Here is a 17061-nt window from a genome sequence, read left to right on the forward strand (position 1 = left end):
TCAGTCGTCGTCCTCAAAGGACGGTTTCCGTTTCGCGACGCCGGCTTCAGCCAGGACCTTGCGCAGCCAAGGTGGAGGGCAGGTCCTGAGCATGGTCTGCGTCCGAAACAGCACCTCTTGAATGCTTTGAGGCTGCCGAACCTTGATCGGATGGATTTTTGCCGAAACAAGTTTGGCTGCCGAAGGTCCGCCGATCGCTAGGCAAAACAGGAGGTGGCAACCCTTCAGCGCCTCTACCTTCGGTGTGATGCGGTCGTCCCTCTCGGCCCGATGTCTCCCTTTTTCGTCGGAGACGTCGTCGAACTCGATGACTTCCACGAGCTCCCACTCCTCGCGCGTGATATCGTAGATGACAAAGCGCTTGGCCGACCCGAAATGGGCATTGAGATGCTTGACGTCCTGAGTAGCGATTGCCACCCGCAAGGCGCCTGCTTGTCGTTTACCCATCGGACCGTGAACCTCGTCGGTGACGAGTGAGAGGCGACGAATTGAGCGCACCTGGCGTTTCCCGCTTGCGGAATGGACCAAGCTCCTCAGGCGTCGGCGCGTGCTGGTCGGCTTGGAAAATGTTGGCGACCTCGAAAACCAGATCACGCGTCCCTCGATAGAGGATCGAGAGTTTGTGCTGGCTGCCGAGCCGGTCGAAGACGGGGAAGCCGATGCGCATGAGCGGAATGCCAAGGCGTTGTGATGCCTGGCGTCCATGCGAATGGGTGACCAGAAGATCAGCGCCGCCAGCATGCGCTTCCAGATCACCGAGATCGCCGACCTGAATCGACTCCGCCGGTACATTTTCCAGAATTTGCGACATATCGGTCGTCGTGACCGCCGCCGTGATATCCGAGCCCAGGTCGACGAAGAAGGTTGCCAATTGGTAGAGTTGGTCTGGTTCAGCAGCGATCGCAATTTTCTTGCCTCCGAAATGGAAATGTCCGTCGAGCAACGCATCCTGCAATTGCGCCCGCCGGCGGCGGACACTTGCCGGTGCAGGCTGGCCAGAAATAGAGGACAGCAGGGAAACGAGCTGATCGGCGCCCTTCAATCCGGTCAGCGACTGAAACAGCACGTAAGGCACGCCGGTCGCCCTATACAGAACCTCGGCCGGGCGGCGCATATGCTCGCCGATGGCGATGCAGTGCCCAGCCGTGCCGAGCTCGCGGATATCCTCGATCCTCGTACCGCCATAGGTGGTGGAGACCCAGTGGTCTGGCACGGTACCGTCGAGCGAGCTTGAGAGGTCTGGCAAAATCACCGGCCGCAGCCCAAAGCTTTCGATCATCTCGCGCAAGTGCTCGATGTCAGCCACGGTGAGGTTCCAGCCGGGCAGGATTGCGATCTTCTTTGACTGGCGCGCCCGTTCGCCAGGTCGCGTAATGCCTTCGATCATCGCGCCAACAGCCTTGGCCCAGCCCTCTTCGAAGGCGCCGGCGAGATCCGGCGTGTTGGCCAGGACGATCTCCGTACCCGCGAGTTCACCCGCCCGTTTCAGCCGGATGTCGGCGAGGTCGCCTGCGCAATCTTCGCCACGGGTTTCCACCAGGGCCGTGGTGCAGACCCCGATCAGCTTTGGCTTCGTGCGGGTCTTGAGATTGAGGATCGCCTCTTCCAGATTGTCCGACCCGCCGAGGATGGTTGTTACTTCATCCAGCGCGGTGGTCTGTAGGGGGATCGTTTCCTTGAAATGCCGCACAAGCAGCACGAGGGCGAAGCTGGTGCAGCCCTGGGCGCCGTGGAACAGCGGCACTGCGCCGTCGATGCCGAGAAAGGCCAAGGCTGCACCCAGCGGCTGTGACGATTTCAGCGGGTTGACCGCGGCTGATTTGGTCTGGGGAAGGATACGGGTCATCGCATCTCCTCAAGGTCCACCCAATTCGGAGGCGCCTTGCCGGCGGATTCCCGGACGGCGTGCAGGCTCTCGGTGTCGTTGCTTGTGCCCGGCGGTTCGTCCTTCACGTAGGGTGGGCAATCCCACGGAGCGGGCTCGCGCACCTGCGGCCAGATCGGGTTGTGGATGGCGAGGTCGATCTGCCGTACGAGCTCCACCATGCCGTCATAACCGGCATAAGGGTGCTGGCGCTCCTGGTTGATGTCGAGCCAGGGCATCTTGGCCTTGAGCGCGACGAACTGCGTGCGTCCGCCCGACAGCATGATATCGGCCTTGCCTGCAGAGAGCATGGCGTAAAGGTCGCGCGCTGGCATCTGCTCGAATGTGTGCTTGTCGTCCTTGAGGAGCTGCTTGATGCGCTCCTTGTCTTCGACAGTCGATTTCTTGACCGAGGTGCCGACGATCTCGATCCCGATCTCCACCAGCGCGTGGACCACCGACCAGGACTTGACACCACCCGTGTTGAGCAGCACGCGCTTGCCTTGAAGGCGGGCTCGGTAGGTCTCGAGCTTCTTCCATGCAATCGCCTCCTGCTCGGCAATCAGCGTCTCTGTGCGGTCCAGGATCTCCGGATCGGCCCCCTTCCTCACCAGCAGCTCAGCGATTTTGCGGAGTGCTTCCGAAGTGTCCGAAATCCCGTAGAAGGAGCCTTCGAAGAAAGGGATGTCCCAGCGCTCGTCCATCTTGCGGGCTAGATTGATGAGGGCCGTCGAACACACGACCATGGCCGCGCGGGCGCAGTGCGCGGAAGCGATGTCGAGATAGCGCGCGTCGCCCGGAATGCAGGCGCGAACCCGGATTCCGAGCCGATCGAGGAGCGGCTTTATCAGCCAGAATTCGCCGGAGAGGTTGAATTCGCCAAGGACGTTGATGTCATACGGCCCGGCGTCATCGGGTTCCACCGTGCCGATGACATGGTCGAGCAGCGCCTCGGCGGCGAGCTTGTTGCCGAGGTTCTTGGAGCCGGCCAGGCCCGGCGCATTGATCGGAACCACGGCCAAGCCGAATTTTTCGGCGGCGCGTTTGCAGACAGCTTCGATATCGTCGCCGATGATTGCCGTCACGCAGGTCGAATAGACAAAGACTGCCGGTGGCGCATACGCTTCCTTGATTTCTCGGATCGCCTTGAAGAGCTTCCGCTCGCCCTGCCCCATCACCACCTCGAGTTCGGTAAGGTCGGTCGTGAAGCTGGTGCGCCACAAGCTTGGCCCGGACGAAGCTGCACCGCGGTTGTCCCAGGAATTGCCCTCGCAGGCGAGCGGCGCATGAACCAAATGCGCAACGTCGGTGATCGGCTGCAGGACGATCTTGGCCCCATCAAAGGCGCAGCCGCCCGCTGCCGCTCCTGGCGTCAGCGGCCTTGTGCAGCCCTGCTTGCGCGCCTTGGCATCCTTGCCACCGTTCTTGTCACAGGCGGGCTCGTCGAAAACGTCCTGGATCTTGGTACTGAGCGAGCTCATCACGTCAGTCCCCAAGCCAATACCGCAATGAACCGCCTGGGGCGAAAAGCCGGTCGGTGTCTTCTAGCGCGTGAGGTCATAGGAATAGTCCGTCACGCCCGTCTGGCTCGTCTCGCGATCGAGCTTGTCGAAGATCTTGTCGAGGATCGTGGTCAGAACGCGCAATCCGCCCTGATAGCCCATGAGCGCAAAGCGATGGTGGTGGTGCCGGTCGAAGATCGGAAACGCCAGCCGGATCAGCGGCGTGCCGGTGTCGCGCTCCAGATACTTGCCATAGGAATTGCCGATCAGCAGGTCGACCGGCTCGGTGAAGAGCAGCGACCGCATCGCCCAAAGGTCCTTGCCCGCCCAGACCTGAGCATCCTTGCCGAAGGGCGAGGATGCAAGCAGTTCCTGCAACTCGGCTTGCCAGGCCGAGGAGCCGTTGGTGGCCAGGCAATGGGTCGGCTCGCCGCCCGTTTCCATGACGAAGCGGGCCATGGCGTACACGAAGTCCGGATCGCCATAGATCGCGTATTTCTTGCCGTGCAGCCAAGACTGGCTGTCCGCCATGGCATCAACCAGTCGGCCGCGCTCCAGCCGGATTGCCTCGGGGATTTCCTTGCCGGAAAGCGCCGAGACCTTCATCAGCAATTCGTCAGTCGCCTGGACGCCGAGCGGATAATGGAAGGAAGCCGTGGCCTGCCCAACCTGCCCGCAATAGTCCAGCGTTTTCCGGGTGTTGTAGTGTTGCAACGAAAGCGTCGCCTCGGCGTCGAGTGCCCCCCTCACCTCTTCGATCTTCGTGCCCCCATCGTACATGCGGTATTCCCCGTCCGACGGCGTGTCGAACTGGTCAGACGCGTCCTGGATGAAGGTGTAGGACACACCCATCACATCAAGCAGACGTTTGAGCTCCCGGTTGTTGCCAACGCAGAAACCGTCGAAGCCGGGAATGAAGTTGATGCTCCCCCTGGCCACCGTTCGCCGCTGGCCTTTCCAGAAGTGCTCCAGGATACCTTTGAGCATGCCGTCATAGCCATCGACATGGCTACCGACGAAGGCTGGCGTGTGGGCAAAGGGCACGTCAAAGTCCGGCGGGACCGAGTTTTCGTCTTTGGCGTTCTGGATGAAGCTGTGCAGGTCGTCGCCTATGACCTCGGCCATACATGTCGTCGACACTGCGATCATCTTCGGGTCGTAAAGCTGGTATGTGTTGGCAAGCCCATCGATCAGGTTCTTCAGGCCGCCGAACACTGCCGCGTCCTCGGTCATCGAGGAGGAAACCGCCGAAGCAGGTTCCTTGAAATGGCGTGACAGGTGCGAGCGGTAATAGGCCACGCAGCCCTGGCTGCCGTGGACGAAGGACATGGTCCGCTCGAAGCCCGCGGCCGCGAACACGGCACCAAGCGGCTGGCAGGCCTTGGCGGGATTGATCACAAGCGCTTCCCGGGCGAGGTTCTTGTCGCGGTATTCCCAGGTCTTGGTAAATTCGCCTTGATCGGTAACGATCTGATCCGGGTGCGGACATTCGAAATTCAGCTTCTTCTCGGCGAGCATTTGCCTGTATTCCGGCTCGCGGAACAGGGGAGCGTGGTCGAGAATCTTTTCGGCCGACTGCGGCATTGGTATTCCTCTTTTTAATCTGGCCCCGGCCATTCGGCAGCTCAGATAGTCGAAACGTTTCCGATAATCCCGAGGCTCACAGACCGCGGGGTTCACGGTCTCTCTGGGGAGACCCGGCCAGGACAAGGCGTCTATTCGGCAGCTATCGCCTGCCCACTGCGCGGGCGTTCTTTCCAAGGCGCGTGGTAGAGGTCCCAGACGGGATTGTTGATGGCAAGATCCACGTCACGTGCGAAAATGGCAAAGCCGTCATAGCCGTGATAAGGCCCCGAATAGTCCCAGGAGTGCATCTGACGGAACGGAATGCCCATCTTCTGCACCGGGTATTTTTCCTTGATGCCAGAGCCCACGAGGTTGGGGCGAACTCCCTCGATGAACTTCTCCAACTCGTAGCCGGTAACGTCGTCATAGATCAGCGTGCCGTTCTTTACGTAATGACCGGTGCGCTGGTAATCATCGTTGTGGCCGAACTCGTAGCCGGTGCCGACGATGACCATGCCGAGGTCCTCGTAGGCGGTGATTACGTGGCGGGGGCGCAGGCCACCGACGTAGAGCATGACGGTATTGCCTTCGAGGCGCGGCCGGTACTTGGAGAGGACGGCGTCGACAAGCGGTCTGTACTTGGCGATCACCTTCTCGGTTTTTTCCTCGATTTCCGGCCCGAAATGCTTGGCTACGTTGCGCAGGGAGGTTTCGATCTGGGACGGTCCGAAGAAATTGTACTCCATCCAGGCAACGCCATACCTTTCCTCCATATGCCGGCAGATGTAGTTCATCGAGCGGTAGCAGTGGATGAGATTGAGCTTGGCCTTTGGCGCGCGTTCGATCTCGGCCAGTGTTGCGTCGCCCGACCAGTTGCCGACCACGCGCAATCCTATCTCCTCAAGCAAGATGCGCGAGGCCCAGGCATCGCCGCCAATATTGTAGTCGCCGATCACGTTGACATCATAAGCACCGGCCTCGAAGTCGATGTCCTTCTTGTCGAAGACCCAGTCGCGGATCGCGTCATTGGCGATGTGGTGTCCGAGTGATTGCGAAACGCCGCGGAAGCCCTCGCAGCGGACCGGCACGATGGTCTTTTCGTGCTCCTTGGCCTTCTTGCGAGAAACTGCCTCGGTGTCATCACCAATGAGACCGATCGGGCATTCGGATTGCACGGTGATGCCGTTGTTCAACGGAAACAGCACCTCGATCTCGTCGATGATCTGTTCAAGTTTCTTGTCACCGCCGAAGACAATGTCTTTCTCCTGGAAATCGGAGGTGAACTGCATCGTCCCGAACGTGTCGATGCCCGTTGTGCCCACATAGTAATTGCGGCGCTGTGACCAGGAATATTGGCCACAGCCGACGGGTCCGTGCGAGATATGAACCATATCCTTGACTGGACCCCAGACCACGCCCTTTGAGCCGGCATAGGCGCAGCCACGGATTGTCATCACCCCGGGGATGGACTTGATGTTCGATTTGACGTCGCATTCGGAAAGGATCTCACTTTCCCCGCTAGCCTCATCCCCGCTCTTTGCGATGTTCAGGTGTTTTTTGCGGCGCTTCGCCGCTTTATCGGGATATTGCGATAGCACCTCCTCGATGAGCTTTGCATGGAGAGCACCATCATTCTCGTATTCCAGGCTCATGGGACCCCTTTCAAGGTGTCTGATAACGCCTCACCGACGAGGCGCCGTTCTTGGCAGGACGCCCCAACTCGAGAGGCGACCAACCGGTCGTTACTGGGCGGCCGTTTTGGCCGCTTCCTTGGCCTGAAGCTCGGCAAGCATCTGCTCGTCGGTTTTCATGATGCCGAAGTCGAGCAGCATGTCCTCGAGTTCCTCCATGGTGATCGGCGTCGGGATGGTGCCCTGGCCAGAATTGGCATGGATCTTCTCGGCCAGCGCGCGGTACTCCCCGGCCTGCTTGGAATCTGGCGCATACTGGATAACTGACATCTTCCTGAGCTCGGCGTGCTGAACGATGTTGTCGCGCGGCACGAAATGGATGAGCTTGGAATTGAGCCTGGAAGCCAGGGCTTCAGCGAGGTCGAGCTCACGGTCGGTCTGACGTTCGTTGCAGATCAGGCCTCCGAGCCGCACGCCCCCCGAATGGGCGTATTTCAGGATGCCCTTGGCGATGTTGTTGGCGGCATAGAGCGCCATCATCTCCCCGGACATGACGATGTAGATTTCCTGCGCCTTGCCCTCGCGGATTGGCATCGCGAAACCGCCGCAAACCACATCTCCGAGCACGTCGTAGGAGACATAGTCGACATCGTCATAGGCGCCGTTCTCCTCGAGGAAGTTGATTGATGTGATGACGCCTCGGCCGGCGCAGCCAACACCCGGCTCCGGGCCGCCGGACTCCACGCACTTGATGCCTCTGTAGCCGATCTTGAGCACGTCCTGCAGCTCGAGATCTTCCACCGAACCTTCCTGTGCCGCCAGATGCAGGACAGTATCCTGAGCCTTCGAGTTCAGGATCAGGCGGGTGGAGTCGGCTTTGGGGTCGCAGCCGACGATGAGGATTCTCTGGCCGAGGTCGACCAGGGCGGCGAGCGTGTTTTGGGAGGTGGTGGACTTGCCGATGCCGCCCTTTCCGTAAAAGGCGATCTGACGCAGACCTGACATTATAGATTTCCTTCCTTTTTCATCCGTCGCGGCTGCCCGCAATATGAATACCGATGGGCAGCTTTTGCAGCCTCACACCGAAAGGGTCTCAAGACTCGTGCCAAGTAGACTGGGTTATAACCAACAGGGATTTTTCTTTTGTGCCTCGCGAGTTAGCCTGATCTCCAACAAGTGTTTGCTGCCAAGCAAGTTGATTGTCGGAACGAGCCATGTAGCGGACCCGACAATGCCCGACACAAGACGTCACCTTCGAGACCACTCGCGGAAAGGCTGGGTCTTCGAGCTAAGACCCGAGTTTTGGCACGCCTACAGGCGGCGGCAAATCGACCGGCTTTCCGTGCCGCCCGTCGCGGGACATCCGACGTGCGTGCAGGTCGCTGGTTGCGCATGGCTGGTTCGAGACTGACCCGCGAAGTCGGCAGGGAACCTGCGTGATGCGGCGCTTTCCAACGATCGCATCCTCGTCCGGCTCGGAGAACCGGCACTGATATTGCAGGCGCTGTCACAACATGTCGGGCAGCGATGAACATTCCCTTCGTGCGACGCCCCGGCAACGGCGTGCTTCTGGCATGAATGGGTCAATGCAGCCAACCCATGTTGCAGTTGCACGCAAGCTGGCGAGCTTATTCATGACCCAATCCGCGACAGGCTTCATGGAGACTTTTCTGCACGGCCCAGAAAAGCCGGATCGACGGTCTCGTCCCGCGTGGGGCGCGGTCATATCGCTTGGCCTGGGCACCTTCGGGCTTGTGGCGGCAGAGCTTTTGCCTGCCAGCGTGCTGACGCCGCTCGCGCATGATCTGTATATCACAGAGGGTGCGGCTGGACAGACGATGACAGCGACGGCGATTGCCGCGGCGATTTCGGCGCCGACCATCGCTTTCATAACAAAGCGTCTGGACCGCAGAGTCGTCCTGTGGGCGATGATGCTGCTTCAGATCCTGTCCAACGTTCTGGCGGGGGTGGCCTGGTCGCTGCCGGTTTTCCTGGCGGCGCGCGTCGTGCTCGGCATTGCGCTTGGAGGCTTCTGGTCAATTTCGGCGTCGCTGGCGATGCGGCTGGTTCCAAATCACCTTCTGCCGCGGGCGCTATCCATTATCCTCACCGGCGTTTCGGTCGCGATCGTTTGCGCGCCTCCGATCGGCGCCTATGTCGGCGATATCTGGGGATGGCGAGCCACCTTCATGATCGCCGCAGCCGTCAATGCCGTTACGTTGCTGGTGCAACTCGTAGCCATTCCGACGTTGCCGCCTGTCGAAATGGCTGGATTCCGCGGTCTGCTGAATGTGGTCAAGAAGCCAACCATCAAGGTCGCGCTTTTGGTGGTGCTGCTGGTCGCTTCTGGGCACTTCGCCAGCTTCACCTATGTCCGGGCTTATCTCGAGAAGATTCCCGCGCTCGATATCGAGACGATCTCGCTGCTGTTGCTCGTTTCGGGGGTATGCGGATTCTTCGGCAATTTAGCCGGCGCATACCTGGCCAAACACAGCCTCAAGGCAGTCGCGGCGCTGCCGCCGCTGCTCATGGCGATAGCCGCTGTCTCGTTGCTGATGCCTGGAGCATCGGCCTCCGCCTCGGCCATTGCGGTTGCTGTATGGAGCTTTGGCTTCGGTGCGGTGCCGGTGGGGGTACAGACTTGGATGGTGCTGCGCGCCGTTCCCGAGCAGGCCGAAAGCGCCGGTGTGCTGATGACCTCAACGTTCCAAATTGCCATCGCGGCCGGCGCGATCTTCGGCGGAGTGCTTGTGAATAATGCGGGCGTCGCCAGTGTGTTCGCCTACAGCGCGGTTGCCACTTTCCTCGCTGCCCTCACAGTGTTCCTATTCGGCCCGAAACGCGCAACCTAGTCTGACGGGCGAGACCTTCAGCCGCGCTTGCGATGCAGCCGCACCAGCCGCCCGGCGCGATACCGCCCACGACCAGTTGTCTGTCAGGCCTGGTCTCGCCAAGGAAATCCGCCGCAGGAAACGCCAGGCCGGCCCGTAGCTCAACTGTTGCGCCCCGCTTCATCGTGCGCAACGATCGCTGCGAGAGCGGTATTCCCGACAGCACGCATGCATGATCCGAAAGTCGATTCCAACCCACGATGGGATGCGCGAGTGCCGGCCAAAGAGAAAGGCGCACGCAGGATGCGCGGCGCTCGCTGGAACGAGACAGGGAGCGTCAACTTACTGTCGGCTCGTTGCACCACCTCTCTTTGAGAGCGACCTGACAAGCCTGCTGTCGAAGGCAAGCGAAAGCGATGTATGGTTCATCGGTCGCCCATCAGCAAGCCCCGCCAAGCCAACGACACGGTATGATCAACCGACGGCGACAGCTTTGGCAAGCACTTGCGCGCATGGCGCGCCTGATCGCAATGCGAGTTCGTCCTCAGCGCCGGAACGGGCCTATTCGCTGGTTTAACAACCTCCGTGCAAATCGACAGGGCTCCTTAGGTCCGAAATTACGGACTTTGCGCAGATGCATCAAGCGCATCGCGCACAAGCGCCAGCATACTCGAATTTCGTCTCGTCAAAGCCTCGCCCAGGGCAATGGTTGCAGGGCTCGGCGTTGCCCCACGATGTACCGAGCAGGCGCAATATTTTAGTTGTCAGCTATGTCCGGCCCATCGATCAGGTTCGTTTTGTTTGACGAGCGCATCACCGTCGATCCGAAAGTCGGGGCGATGTGATGTTAGCGGACGTCGCGTTGCCGATCTGCGATCCAACCCATCAGCGCTTCCACCGGTCCTCGCTGGAAGAAGCGCAGCCAAAGCACCGCGAAAACGCTTACAACCACGATAAAGCCAAACAGCGCGGACAGCGAGTGAGGTTCACCAAGCATATATATTCCCTGAATGTGCAGAAGATAGGCCGTCAAAGGCATCGAGCCCACCGATATTATTGGCGAGACCAGCTTTCGCACAAGCGGAAGCGCATCCATGGCAAGCGAGCAAGCTGCCACGACGATCATTGCGCAACCGGCGCTGCCAAAGATCCAGAACGTCGTCTCGGTATGAGGTGAGGCAAGCCATAGCCAATTCGCTGTGAGATCCAAATCCAGCGACCACCAGAACTCGGGAGTTAGGTTAGCCAACTCCGCGCTTACGCCTGGCATCAAATTCAGCGCGAGCGAGGATCCCCCAAAGCCCAACACGGCCACCCCGACGCCGGCTATACCAAGGCACAAATGCATTGCGCGCGTGCGAAGTTCAAAGCGCGCAATGGCCATGCCTGCGATCAAAAAAGGAACCCAGGTCAAGGCGGGATAAGTACCGCTGACCAGGAGGTTGAACACCTCCGGGTTCGAGCTCTGGGAGCCAAACATTTTGAGAAGGAGGAAACGCACCTGCGGGAGAACCAATGCTGTCCCTGCCGCGAGCAAACCGAGCCGCTGTGCGCTGAGCCCATATAGCGGCAGGACCAACAGGAAGCAGACCCCGTAGTATGCCAGGATGACGTCGACCGGCGCCTGGACATAGGTCAGGATTTCGCCAAGGGCGAGCAGGATAAGGGCGCGAATTGCTACCTTGGCAATGGCCTGTCTACTGGCTAGCGCCGATTTCGGCGGGTTGCGGCCGGTAATCAGGATGAGCGAAAAACCCGTTAATAGGGCAAACAAAACGGACGAGCGCCCAAAGGAGAAATCCATCACACGCCCAACCAGGCCTTCGCTGTCGAGGGGACCGACATGGACGGCATACATGCCGAAGACAGCGAAGCCGCGAGCAAGGTCGATGCCGATCAGCCGAGCCGCAGGCCACCGATCTCCTGACCCGCTCTCCAAGATGCGGTGCGGCAGTGCCATGGTGGGTTCCTTTGTTGGTTGTGTCCATCGCGGGACCCCGCGGTGTGAAGGGCCTGTCGGCTGCTGCCGCCCTCTCGCCCCGGGCGCAAAGCTCGTGCCAATGGTGGATCAAGCCTATAGCCCGCCCGCAAATCACGGACTTGGGTCCGCCTAGCCTGTGGCGGGGACTCGACAACCGGCACAAGTGTCACGGAGCCGACGTTTTGCACGGATGAGCGGTCCGAGAGATCACTGAAGACGGATTATCCGGCCAGCACGCTGCCGGGCCTTAGTGATCGCGGCCAGCTTCAGCCGTTTGATGAACCGCTGGCCCTACCCACGGTCGCCAGACGACCTTCAAGATTCGCCGAACAGCAGCGGATCGGGTTCGGCGCCTCCTGGACCTGAGGAGCCGGCGGCGGAAGCGCTTGCGCCTGGTGCGACCGAGGCAAGCACAGCTGGCCGCAATTGAGCCCATCGGCTCACCGGGCCGGTCCCACCTCAGTTGGCATGGGCTACGCCCAGATGGAAGCGTGGTGCTCGACAAGGGAATTGCGAGGGAGACTTGCCGGAGGACGCCTGAAGGGCCGCACCTATATCGATGTCCTGATGCTGCAAGGTGTCAGCGCAAGGACTTCATCGTCGCAATTGCCATCGCCGACAGCTTCACAGCATCGAACTCGTCCCAGGGGAGGAGCCGACGAGCTTAGGAGATAGGGCGTCTTCTGCTCTTCAATGATCGTTTGAAAGTCAGGAAGCGTACGTGCAGCACAGTTCGGCGCGAGCCGGCGAGACCGCCAATCATCGGCAAATGCCGAGTCATGGGCTCAGCCGAGGCTCTCGCTCGAATTGCGGACGTCCCACCGACATATCCGCGACCGCAATTTGCGTGCCCAGTTGGCGACCCGTTTGCGTTCCGCGCCTCCCCCTAACCAGCGGCGGCTTGGCGACCTGTCTGTCGGCCTTTCGACAATTCCAGTCCGGTTTGCGACACAGAGGGTTTGAGGGGCGCGCGCGGCGAGATCGTTGGGACGCCAAGCATGTCATCATCGTTGCCGAGCCGAATTCGATTTCATCGACTCTGACCATGGCGATTGCCGACGTGTGGCCGCCATGGATTGCTGCCAGGCGTGCGTTCGCGTCAGTCATGCCTCTGCGCACACAAAAACACCCTGGGGGCGCACACTTTGCCCTCGCTGCGGTGCCCGAGCCTGCGCCCTCGGCATGGGCTTGCGCTGTGCCTGCGTCGTTTGCAAGCCGGCGCGGAGCGTAAATATCCGGGCTTTACACGTGACGACTATGGCACGCATCGGCTTGGCGAGCGACGTCGTCCTGAGAGCGAAGCGTTGGTGCGGAGCAGCTTCATTGCAATGGCATGCCGCTTGCTCCTCATGGTCAGAGCCCATCAACAAGATGAAAACGGACAACGAACCATGGCTGGCACGCGAAGCTCTAAACGATCGGCACAGGCGGCCTTGGTTGTCCTCGCTGAAGACCGCGCATCGCCCGGTTTGGAGATCCGAGCATCTGGACCCGGGCCGTTTCCCATACACCCGACGGGGGAAAGAGTGGGAAGCCGCGTAGGCATCGTCTCGCACCCCGGCAGCACCCCAGCGCGGCAATCCACCAGCCTCAGTAAAATCCAGTGCGCCAGTTTCTTCAAAAGGAGCAAGTTGATGACCGGTCGGAAGAAGGTCCCCTTCGTCACGTTTCTCACGCGCGTTCGCGATGATTCCATCCAGGGGCCAAATCCGTACCGTTGGGAAGAAAAAACGTCCGACGACTACTTTGCCGGCAAGCGTGTCATCCTGTTCTCGCTGCCTGGCGCTTTCACCCCGACCTGCTCGACATACCAACTGCCCCATTTCGAGGATCTCTACGAGGATTTCAAGAAACAAGGGGTCGACGCGGTCTACTGCCTCTCGGTCAACGATGCCTTTGTCATGAATGCATGGGGAAAGTCCTTGGGGCTGCAGAAGGTCGAGCTGATCCCGGATGGGTCTGGCGAGTTCACGCGCAAAATGGGCATGCTGGTTGCCAAGGACAATCTGGGTTTCGGAATGCGCTCCTGGCGCTACGCGGCTCTGCTCAACAATGGCGTGGTGGAGCAGTGGTTTGAGGAGGAGGGTTTCTCCGACAACTGCGAGACCGACCCCTATGGCGTCTCATCCCCGCAGAACGTCCTTCAATTGTTGAAGGATGCTGCGTGAGCTGGTTCAAATCGACCATCCCCAACTGCCTTTGGAAGACGCAAAGGGCGAACCTCTGATGTAGGCCCCCGTGAGGTCGTTCAAACGCCAGGCGGCTTAGAAGCGTCGGGCTGCGAGAGACCCATCAGACGGCCAAGAGAGCTTCTTTGACAGGAATACCGGACAGACCATGACATCGTCCTTCAGCCTCCTTCAGAAACAATCTCTTGCGGCATCGCCTCAACTCATCGAGTCGATTCGTCTGCTGCAATTGACGCATGCCGAACTGCATCAGTTCGTGGACCAGGAGCTTGAGAAAAATCCGCTGCTGGAGCATGCGCCAAAAGACGAAAGGCTGACCGGCGAGGTTGAAGGCCCGACCTGGGCAGGGTCCACGGACCTGCCCAGGCAAGGGAAATCCCAGCCGAACGCGACAAACGCCACGCCGGGCGAACGTCCTGCCTACGAGGAGTTTGTCGCCCTAGCCGAAACGTTGCACGACCATGTCGCTGGTCTGATCTCCCTAACCGCCTTCACACCGCACGAGCGGGTGATAGCTCATCAGCTCGCCGGTCATCTGGATGACACTGGCTATCTTCGGGTGAGTCCTTCGGATCTGGCTGTGACCCTAAACGTCAGGCTGGCTCAAGTGGAACGGGTGCTGGGCGTCTTGCAGGGCCTCGATCCTCCGGGAATCTTCGCACGATCGCTCAGCGAATGTCTCGAGATACAGTTGCGCGAGAAAAACCGCTTCGACCCGGCGATGGCGGTTTTGGTTGCCAACCTTGAGCTGCTTGCGCGACGCGATTTCCAGACATTGAAGCAGCGCTGCGGCGTCGATGAAGAAGATCTTCTCGACATGCTGCAGGAAATCCGCGCGCTTGACCCCAAGCCTGGAAACACATTCCAGTCTGGAACGCCGGAATGCGTCATACCGGACGTATGGGTCCTGCGCGCGCCCGGAGGTGGATGGCTGATCGAACTTGATCCGAACACGCTGCCCAAGGTGCTGATCAACCAAAACTATGTCGCGGAGGTCTCCTGCCGAGCCGCCAAAAAATCGAAGGACATGACATTTCTCAATGAATGCTTGCAAAACGCGAACTGGTTGATCCGCAGCCTCGATCAGCGCGCCAAGACGATCCTTAAGGTCGCCACCGAAATCGTGCGCCAGCAGGATGCTTTTCTGGAATATGGCGTCGCCCACCTGCGGCCGCTCAACCTCAGGACGGTCGCTGAGGCGATCAACATGCACGAGTCGACTGTCAGCCGAGTGACTTCGAACAAGTACATGGTTACCCCACGCGGTGTGTTCGAGCTCAAATATTTCTTCACTGTCGCGATCGCCTCCTGCGAAGGCGGTGACGCGCACTCCGCTGAAGCTGTCCGCCATCGGATCAGAGCGATGGTCGCCGAAGAATCGCTTGATAACATGCTCTCTGACGACGACATCGCTGACCGGCTCAAGGAATGCGGCATAGATCTCGCTCGCCGCACGGTCGCCAAATATCGCGAGGCGATGAACATCCCCTCCTCGATACAGCGGCGCCGGGAAAAGCGCTTGTGGCGCGACGGCGATCAAGGCCTCAAGGCCTCGTGACCACGAGTGGCCCCTAAATCAAATGTGATGCGCTCTTCGCGTTCGTCCTCCTCCGGGCCGAAGCAACTGTCGAAATCGCGGCATTCCCGGCAATTGGGCGCAGTACATAGCGAGAGCCCTTCGGCCTCACAGAGTTTGCGGTAAAAGTACTTCTTCCATTTCATGTTTCGCGTGTTGCCGGCCGCGAGCATCGGAAAATGCGTGGCAAGCAGGCGGTTGAGCTCGGCCCGATTGAGTAGTCCAAGATCCTGCCACAGATGGTTATCGTGCATGGCACGCCGGGCGACGATCTTGGCAAAGCGCGCGCTCGCCGGGTCGCTCGACCGGGCGTGCGCCAGCAGCAGGTCGCGCAGAAGTTCTTCCTCCATGCCCGGCTCAGGATCGCTGACGTCTTCCAAGGCCAAGGCTGCCATAGGGGTTGCGGACAAAACCCCGTGCAGGACCTGGCGCAGCTCGGCGAGGGACAAGCCTGTCGACTCCGTCGCAGTCGCTTCGCCAGCCTCGACCTCCTTGAGCGCACCCGAGAGAACGCAGGCAAGAACATGCTCGTCGAACCCCCTCTCCGGCTCGATGGTGGGGCATTGGACGGCGCCGACACGTGCGTCTTTCTGGGCGGACATGGTCCCGTTCTCCTGGTTTGTTTTCGCGATGCAGCGGCCCTGCCGAGAGCACATGGGCTACCGGGCACACGTCGGCGCGGGCTCAACCCCAATACAGCGGGTTTCGGGTCGACCGCATGACCAGGCCTCGAGCTGCCCTTCGAAATCACCGCGCTAGACCATGACCCATAGCGTTGTTGATGGGGGATAATCCGGTCTCCCCCAGTTCGGTCTGGCAGCATTGTCCCTGGTCGAAATCTCTCAACTGGGTCCGTAAAGCGATTGGGCCGGTTCAGGATCGATGAGGGGCTCTGCCGAGCTCCAGCAAATACCACGGCGTCCTCGGTGCGCTCACGGTTCCACACCAGAGCGTTGCCGCTCTCACGCCGGGGTTCCTGCCGGCCCATCTTTCCCTTGCAGGTGTCGCGGTGGCGTTGGAAGTTTCACAGTCCGCAGTCATACTGATCCGGTTCCGAGGTTGTGAACGCTTTGTCATGAGAAGCAATGCGACGCTTCCCGAGCGCATAGACCGGATCGTCAGGATACGGTGCTCCAATCGGCTGTCGCGTGCCGAAGCGTTCTGCCTCCAGGACCAAGGATGGGATCTGCTCCTCTTGCCAGTCATAGACAACGGTCCGTTCGGCAATCCGCCACTCCCCTTCCCGCTTTTGAAACAGATCGCAGTAGCGCCCGCATAGAAACATCTGACGCACTTCTCCGTCTTTGTCCGGTCCGCGTTGCAGCGCGGTGAAATAGCTCTCGACCTTGGCCTCCGCCGCGTCGATGAATTCGATCAGGATGTTCGTGATCTGATGGATGTTGCGGGGTCGGGTCTTGAAGACATCGAGCGCAAAACGGATGAAGCCCTCGGCCGGACCCCGATACTGTCCGTGGCAGTCATGGGCGTCGGGCCAGTACGCGCTGCGCAGCACCGCCTCATCGGCACGGTCTGTCCCGCGGCAATACCGATAGAGGCAGTCGCGGATCGCCTCACGGTCGAGCAGTTCGACGATTCTTGCTTGGCCCGACGGGTCTGTCGCAGATTCGGCGGTTCCGACGTGTTCCGGGACCTCTGTCTTCGGTTTGAGGGTAGCCTCCGAAGCGATTCGCGCAGCGGATTGATCGTCGATTTCCAGCGCAAGTTCGGGGCAGGATCGCACCCCATGCGACGCAAGCAGTTGCTCCGCGTCCGCAACTTCAATGTCACCGGGCAGGATGTAACCCGCCTCGTCCAGCTTGAAGACTGCCGGCGCTCGCGCCGCGCATTGCGCATGACCCTGACATCTGGCTTGGTGAACGATGATGCGCAAGGCGACCTCCAACGTCTGTGCCCCGTCTCA

General features: G+C 60.2%; 12 protein-coding genes and 1 pseudogene. 3 read left to right on the forward strand and 10 right to left on the reverse strand.

All coding sequences use genetic code 11. The features are described 5' to 3' along the window. From nifX to nifH, 6 genes are all read right to left on the reverse strand, one after another. The gene (gene nifX, locus AC0NIH_RS31840) at positions 1 to 498 is read right to left on the reverse strand and encodes a nitrogen fixation protein NifX (RefSeq protein ID WP_473467626.1); all 498 of its coding nucleotides are present in this window, start codon (positions 496 to 498) and stop codon (positions 1 to 3) included. Further along, positions 440 to 1846: a nitrogenase iron-molybdenum cofactor biosynthesis protein NifN gene (gene nifN / locus AC0NIH_RS31845; protein WP_473467624.1), complete on the reverse strand. Its 1407-nt coding sequence runs from the start codon at positions 1844 to 1846 to the stop codon at positions 440 to 442. Before nifN ends, nifX begins: the two co-directional genes overlap by 59 nt. Continuing rightward, positions 1843 to 3345, reverse strand: coding sequence for a nitrogenase iron-molybdenum cofactor biosynthesis protein NifE (nifE, locus tag AC0NIH_RS31850; protein WP_473467623.1), 1503 nt, complete (start codon positions 3343 to 3345; stop codon positions 1843 to 1845). The genes nifN and nifE overlap by 4 nt, the downstream gene beginning before the upstream one ends. 63 nt (positions 3346 to 3408) lie before the next feature. Beyond that, entirely contained in the window at positions 3409 to 4950 is a 1542-nt protein-coding gene (gene nifK / locus AC0NIH_RS31855; protein WP_473467620.1) for a nitrogenase molybdenum-iron protein subunit beta, read from the reverse strand. A gap of 131 nt (positions 4951 to 5081) precedes the next feature. Next, on the reverse strand, positions 5082 to 6584 hold the full coding sequence (nifD, locus tag AC0NIH_RS31860) for a nitrogenase molybdenum-iron protein alpha chain (RefSeq protein ID WP_473467618.1): 1503 nt from the start codon (positions 6582 to 6584) through the stop codon (positions 5082 to 5084). Positions 6585 to 6674: 90 nt separating this feature from the next. Beyond that, positions 6675 to 7568: a nitrogenase iron protein gene (gene nifH, locus AC0NIH_RS31865; protein WP_404926324.1), complete on the reverse strand. Its 894-nt coding sequence runs from the start codon at positions 7566 to 7568 to the stop codon at positions 6675 to 6677. 629 nt (positions 7569 to 8197) lie between these two features. Between nifH and AC0NIH_RS31870 the strand changes: the two genes are divergently transcribed. Further along, the gene (locus AC0NIH_RS31870) at positions 8198 to 9415 is read left to right on the forward strand and encodes an MFS transporter (protein WP_473467615.1); all 1218 of its coding nucleotides are present in this window, start codon (positions 8198 to 8200) and stop codon (positions 9413 to 9415) included. 826 nt (positions 9416 to 10241) lie between these two features. On the opposite strand, the gene AC0NIH_RS31875 is transcribed toward AC0NIH_RS31870, so the two are convergent. Continuing rightward, positions 10242 to 11354 (reverse strand): DUF418 domain-containing protein, encoded by a 1113-nt coding sequence (locus tag AC0NIH_RS31875; protein ID WP_473467614.1) that lies wholly within the window; start codon positions 11352 to 11354, stop codon positions 10242 to 10244. Positions 11355 to 13009: 1655 nt separating this feature from the next. On the opposite strand from AC0NIH_RS31875, the gene AC0NIH_RS31880 reads away from it, so the two are divergent. Both AC0NIH_RS31880 and rpoN read left to right on the forward strand, forming a co-directional pair. After that, positions 13010 to 13543 carry a redoxin family protein gene (locus AC0NIH_RS31880; RefSeq protein WP_473467666.1) on the forward strand — a complete coding sequence of 178 codons (534 nt, stop codon included), beginning with the start codon at positions 13010 to 13012 and terminating at the stop codon, positions 13541 to 13543. 169 nt (positions 13544 to 13712) lie between these two features. After that, a complete protein-coding gene (gene rpoN / locus AC0NIH_RS31885) occupies positions 13713 to 15122 on the forward strand; it encodes an RNA polymerase factor sigma-54 (RefSeq protein WP_473467612.1) in 1410 nt (469 codons plus the stop codon). On the opposite strand, the gene AC0NIH_RS31890 is transcribed toward rpoN, so the two are convergent. From AC0NIH_RS31890 to AC0NIH_RS31900, 3 genes and pseudogenes are all read right to left on the reverse strand, one after another. Further along, positions 15101 to 15742 carry a nitrogen fixation protein NifQ gene (locus tag AC0NIH_RS31890; protein WP_473467611.1) on the reverse strand — a complete coding sequence of 214 codons (642 nt, stop codon included), beginning with the start codon at positions 15740 to 15742 and terminating at the stop codon, positions 15101 to 15103. The two genes, rpoN and AC0NIH_RS31890, sit on opposite strands and share 22 nt — an antisense overlap. Before the next feature lie 422 nt (positions 15743 to 16164). After that, a complete protein-coding gene (locus AC0NIH_RS31895; RefSeq protein WP_473467663.1) occupies positions 16165 to 16734 on the reverse strand; it encodes a nuclear transport factor 2 family protein in 570 nt (189 codons plus the stop codon). 174 nt (positions 16735 to 16908) lie between these two features. After that, positions 16909 to 17043, reverse strand: a pseudogene (locus AC0NIH_RS31900) (ferredoxin); the annotation flags it as partial. Positions 17044 to 17061: the final 18 nt, after the last annotated feature.

The sequence above is a fragment of the Mesorhizobium sp. WSM1386 genome (genome assembly GCF_055901595.1).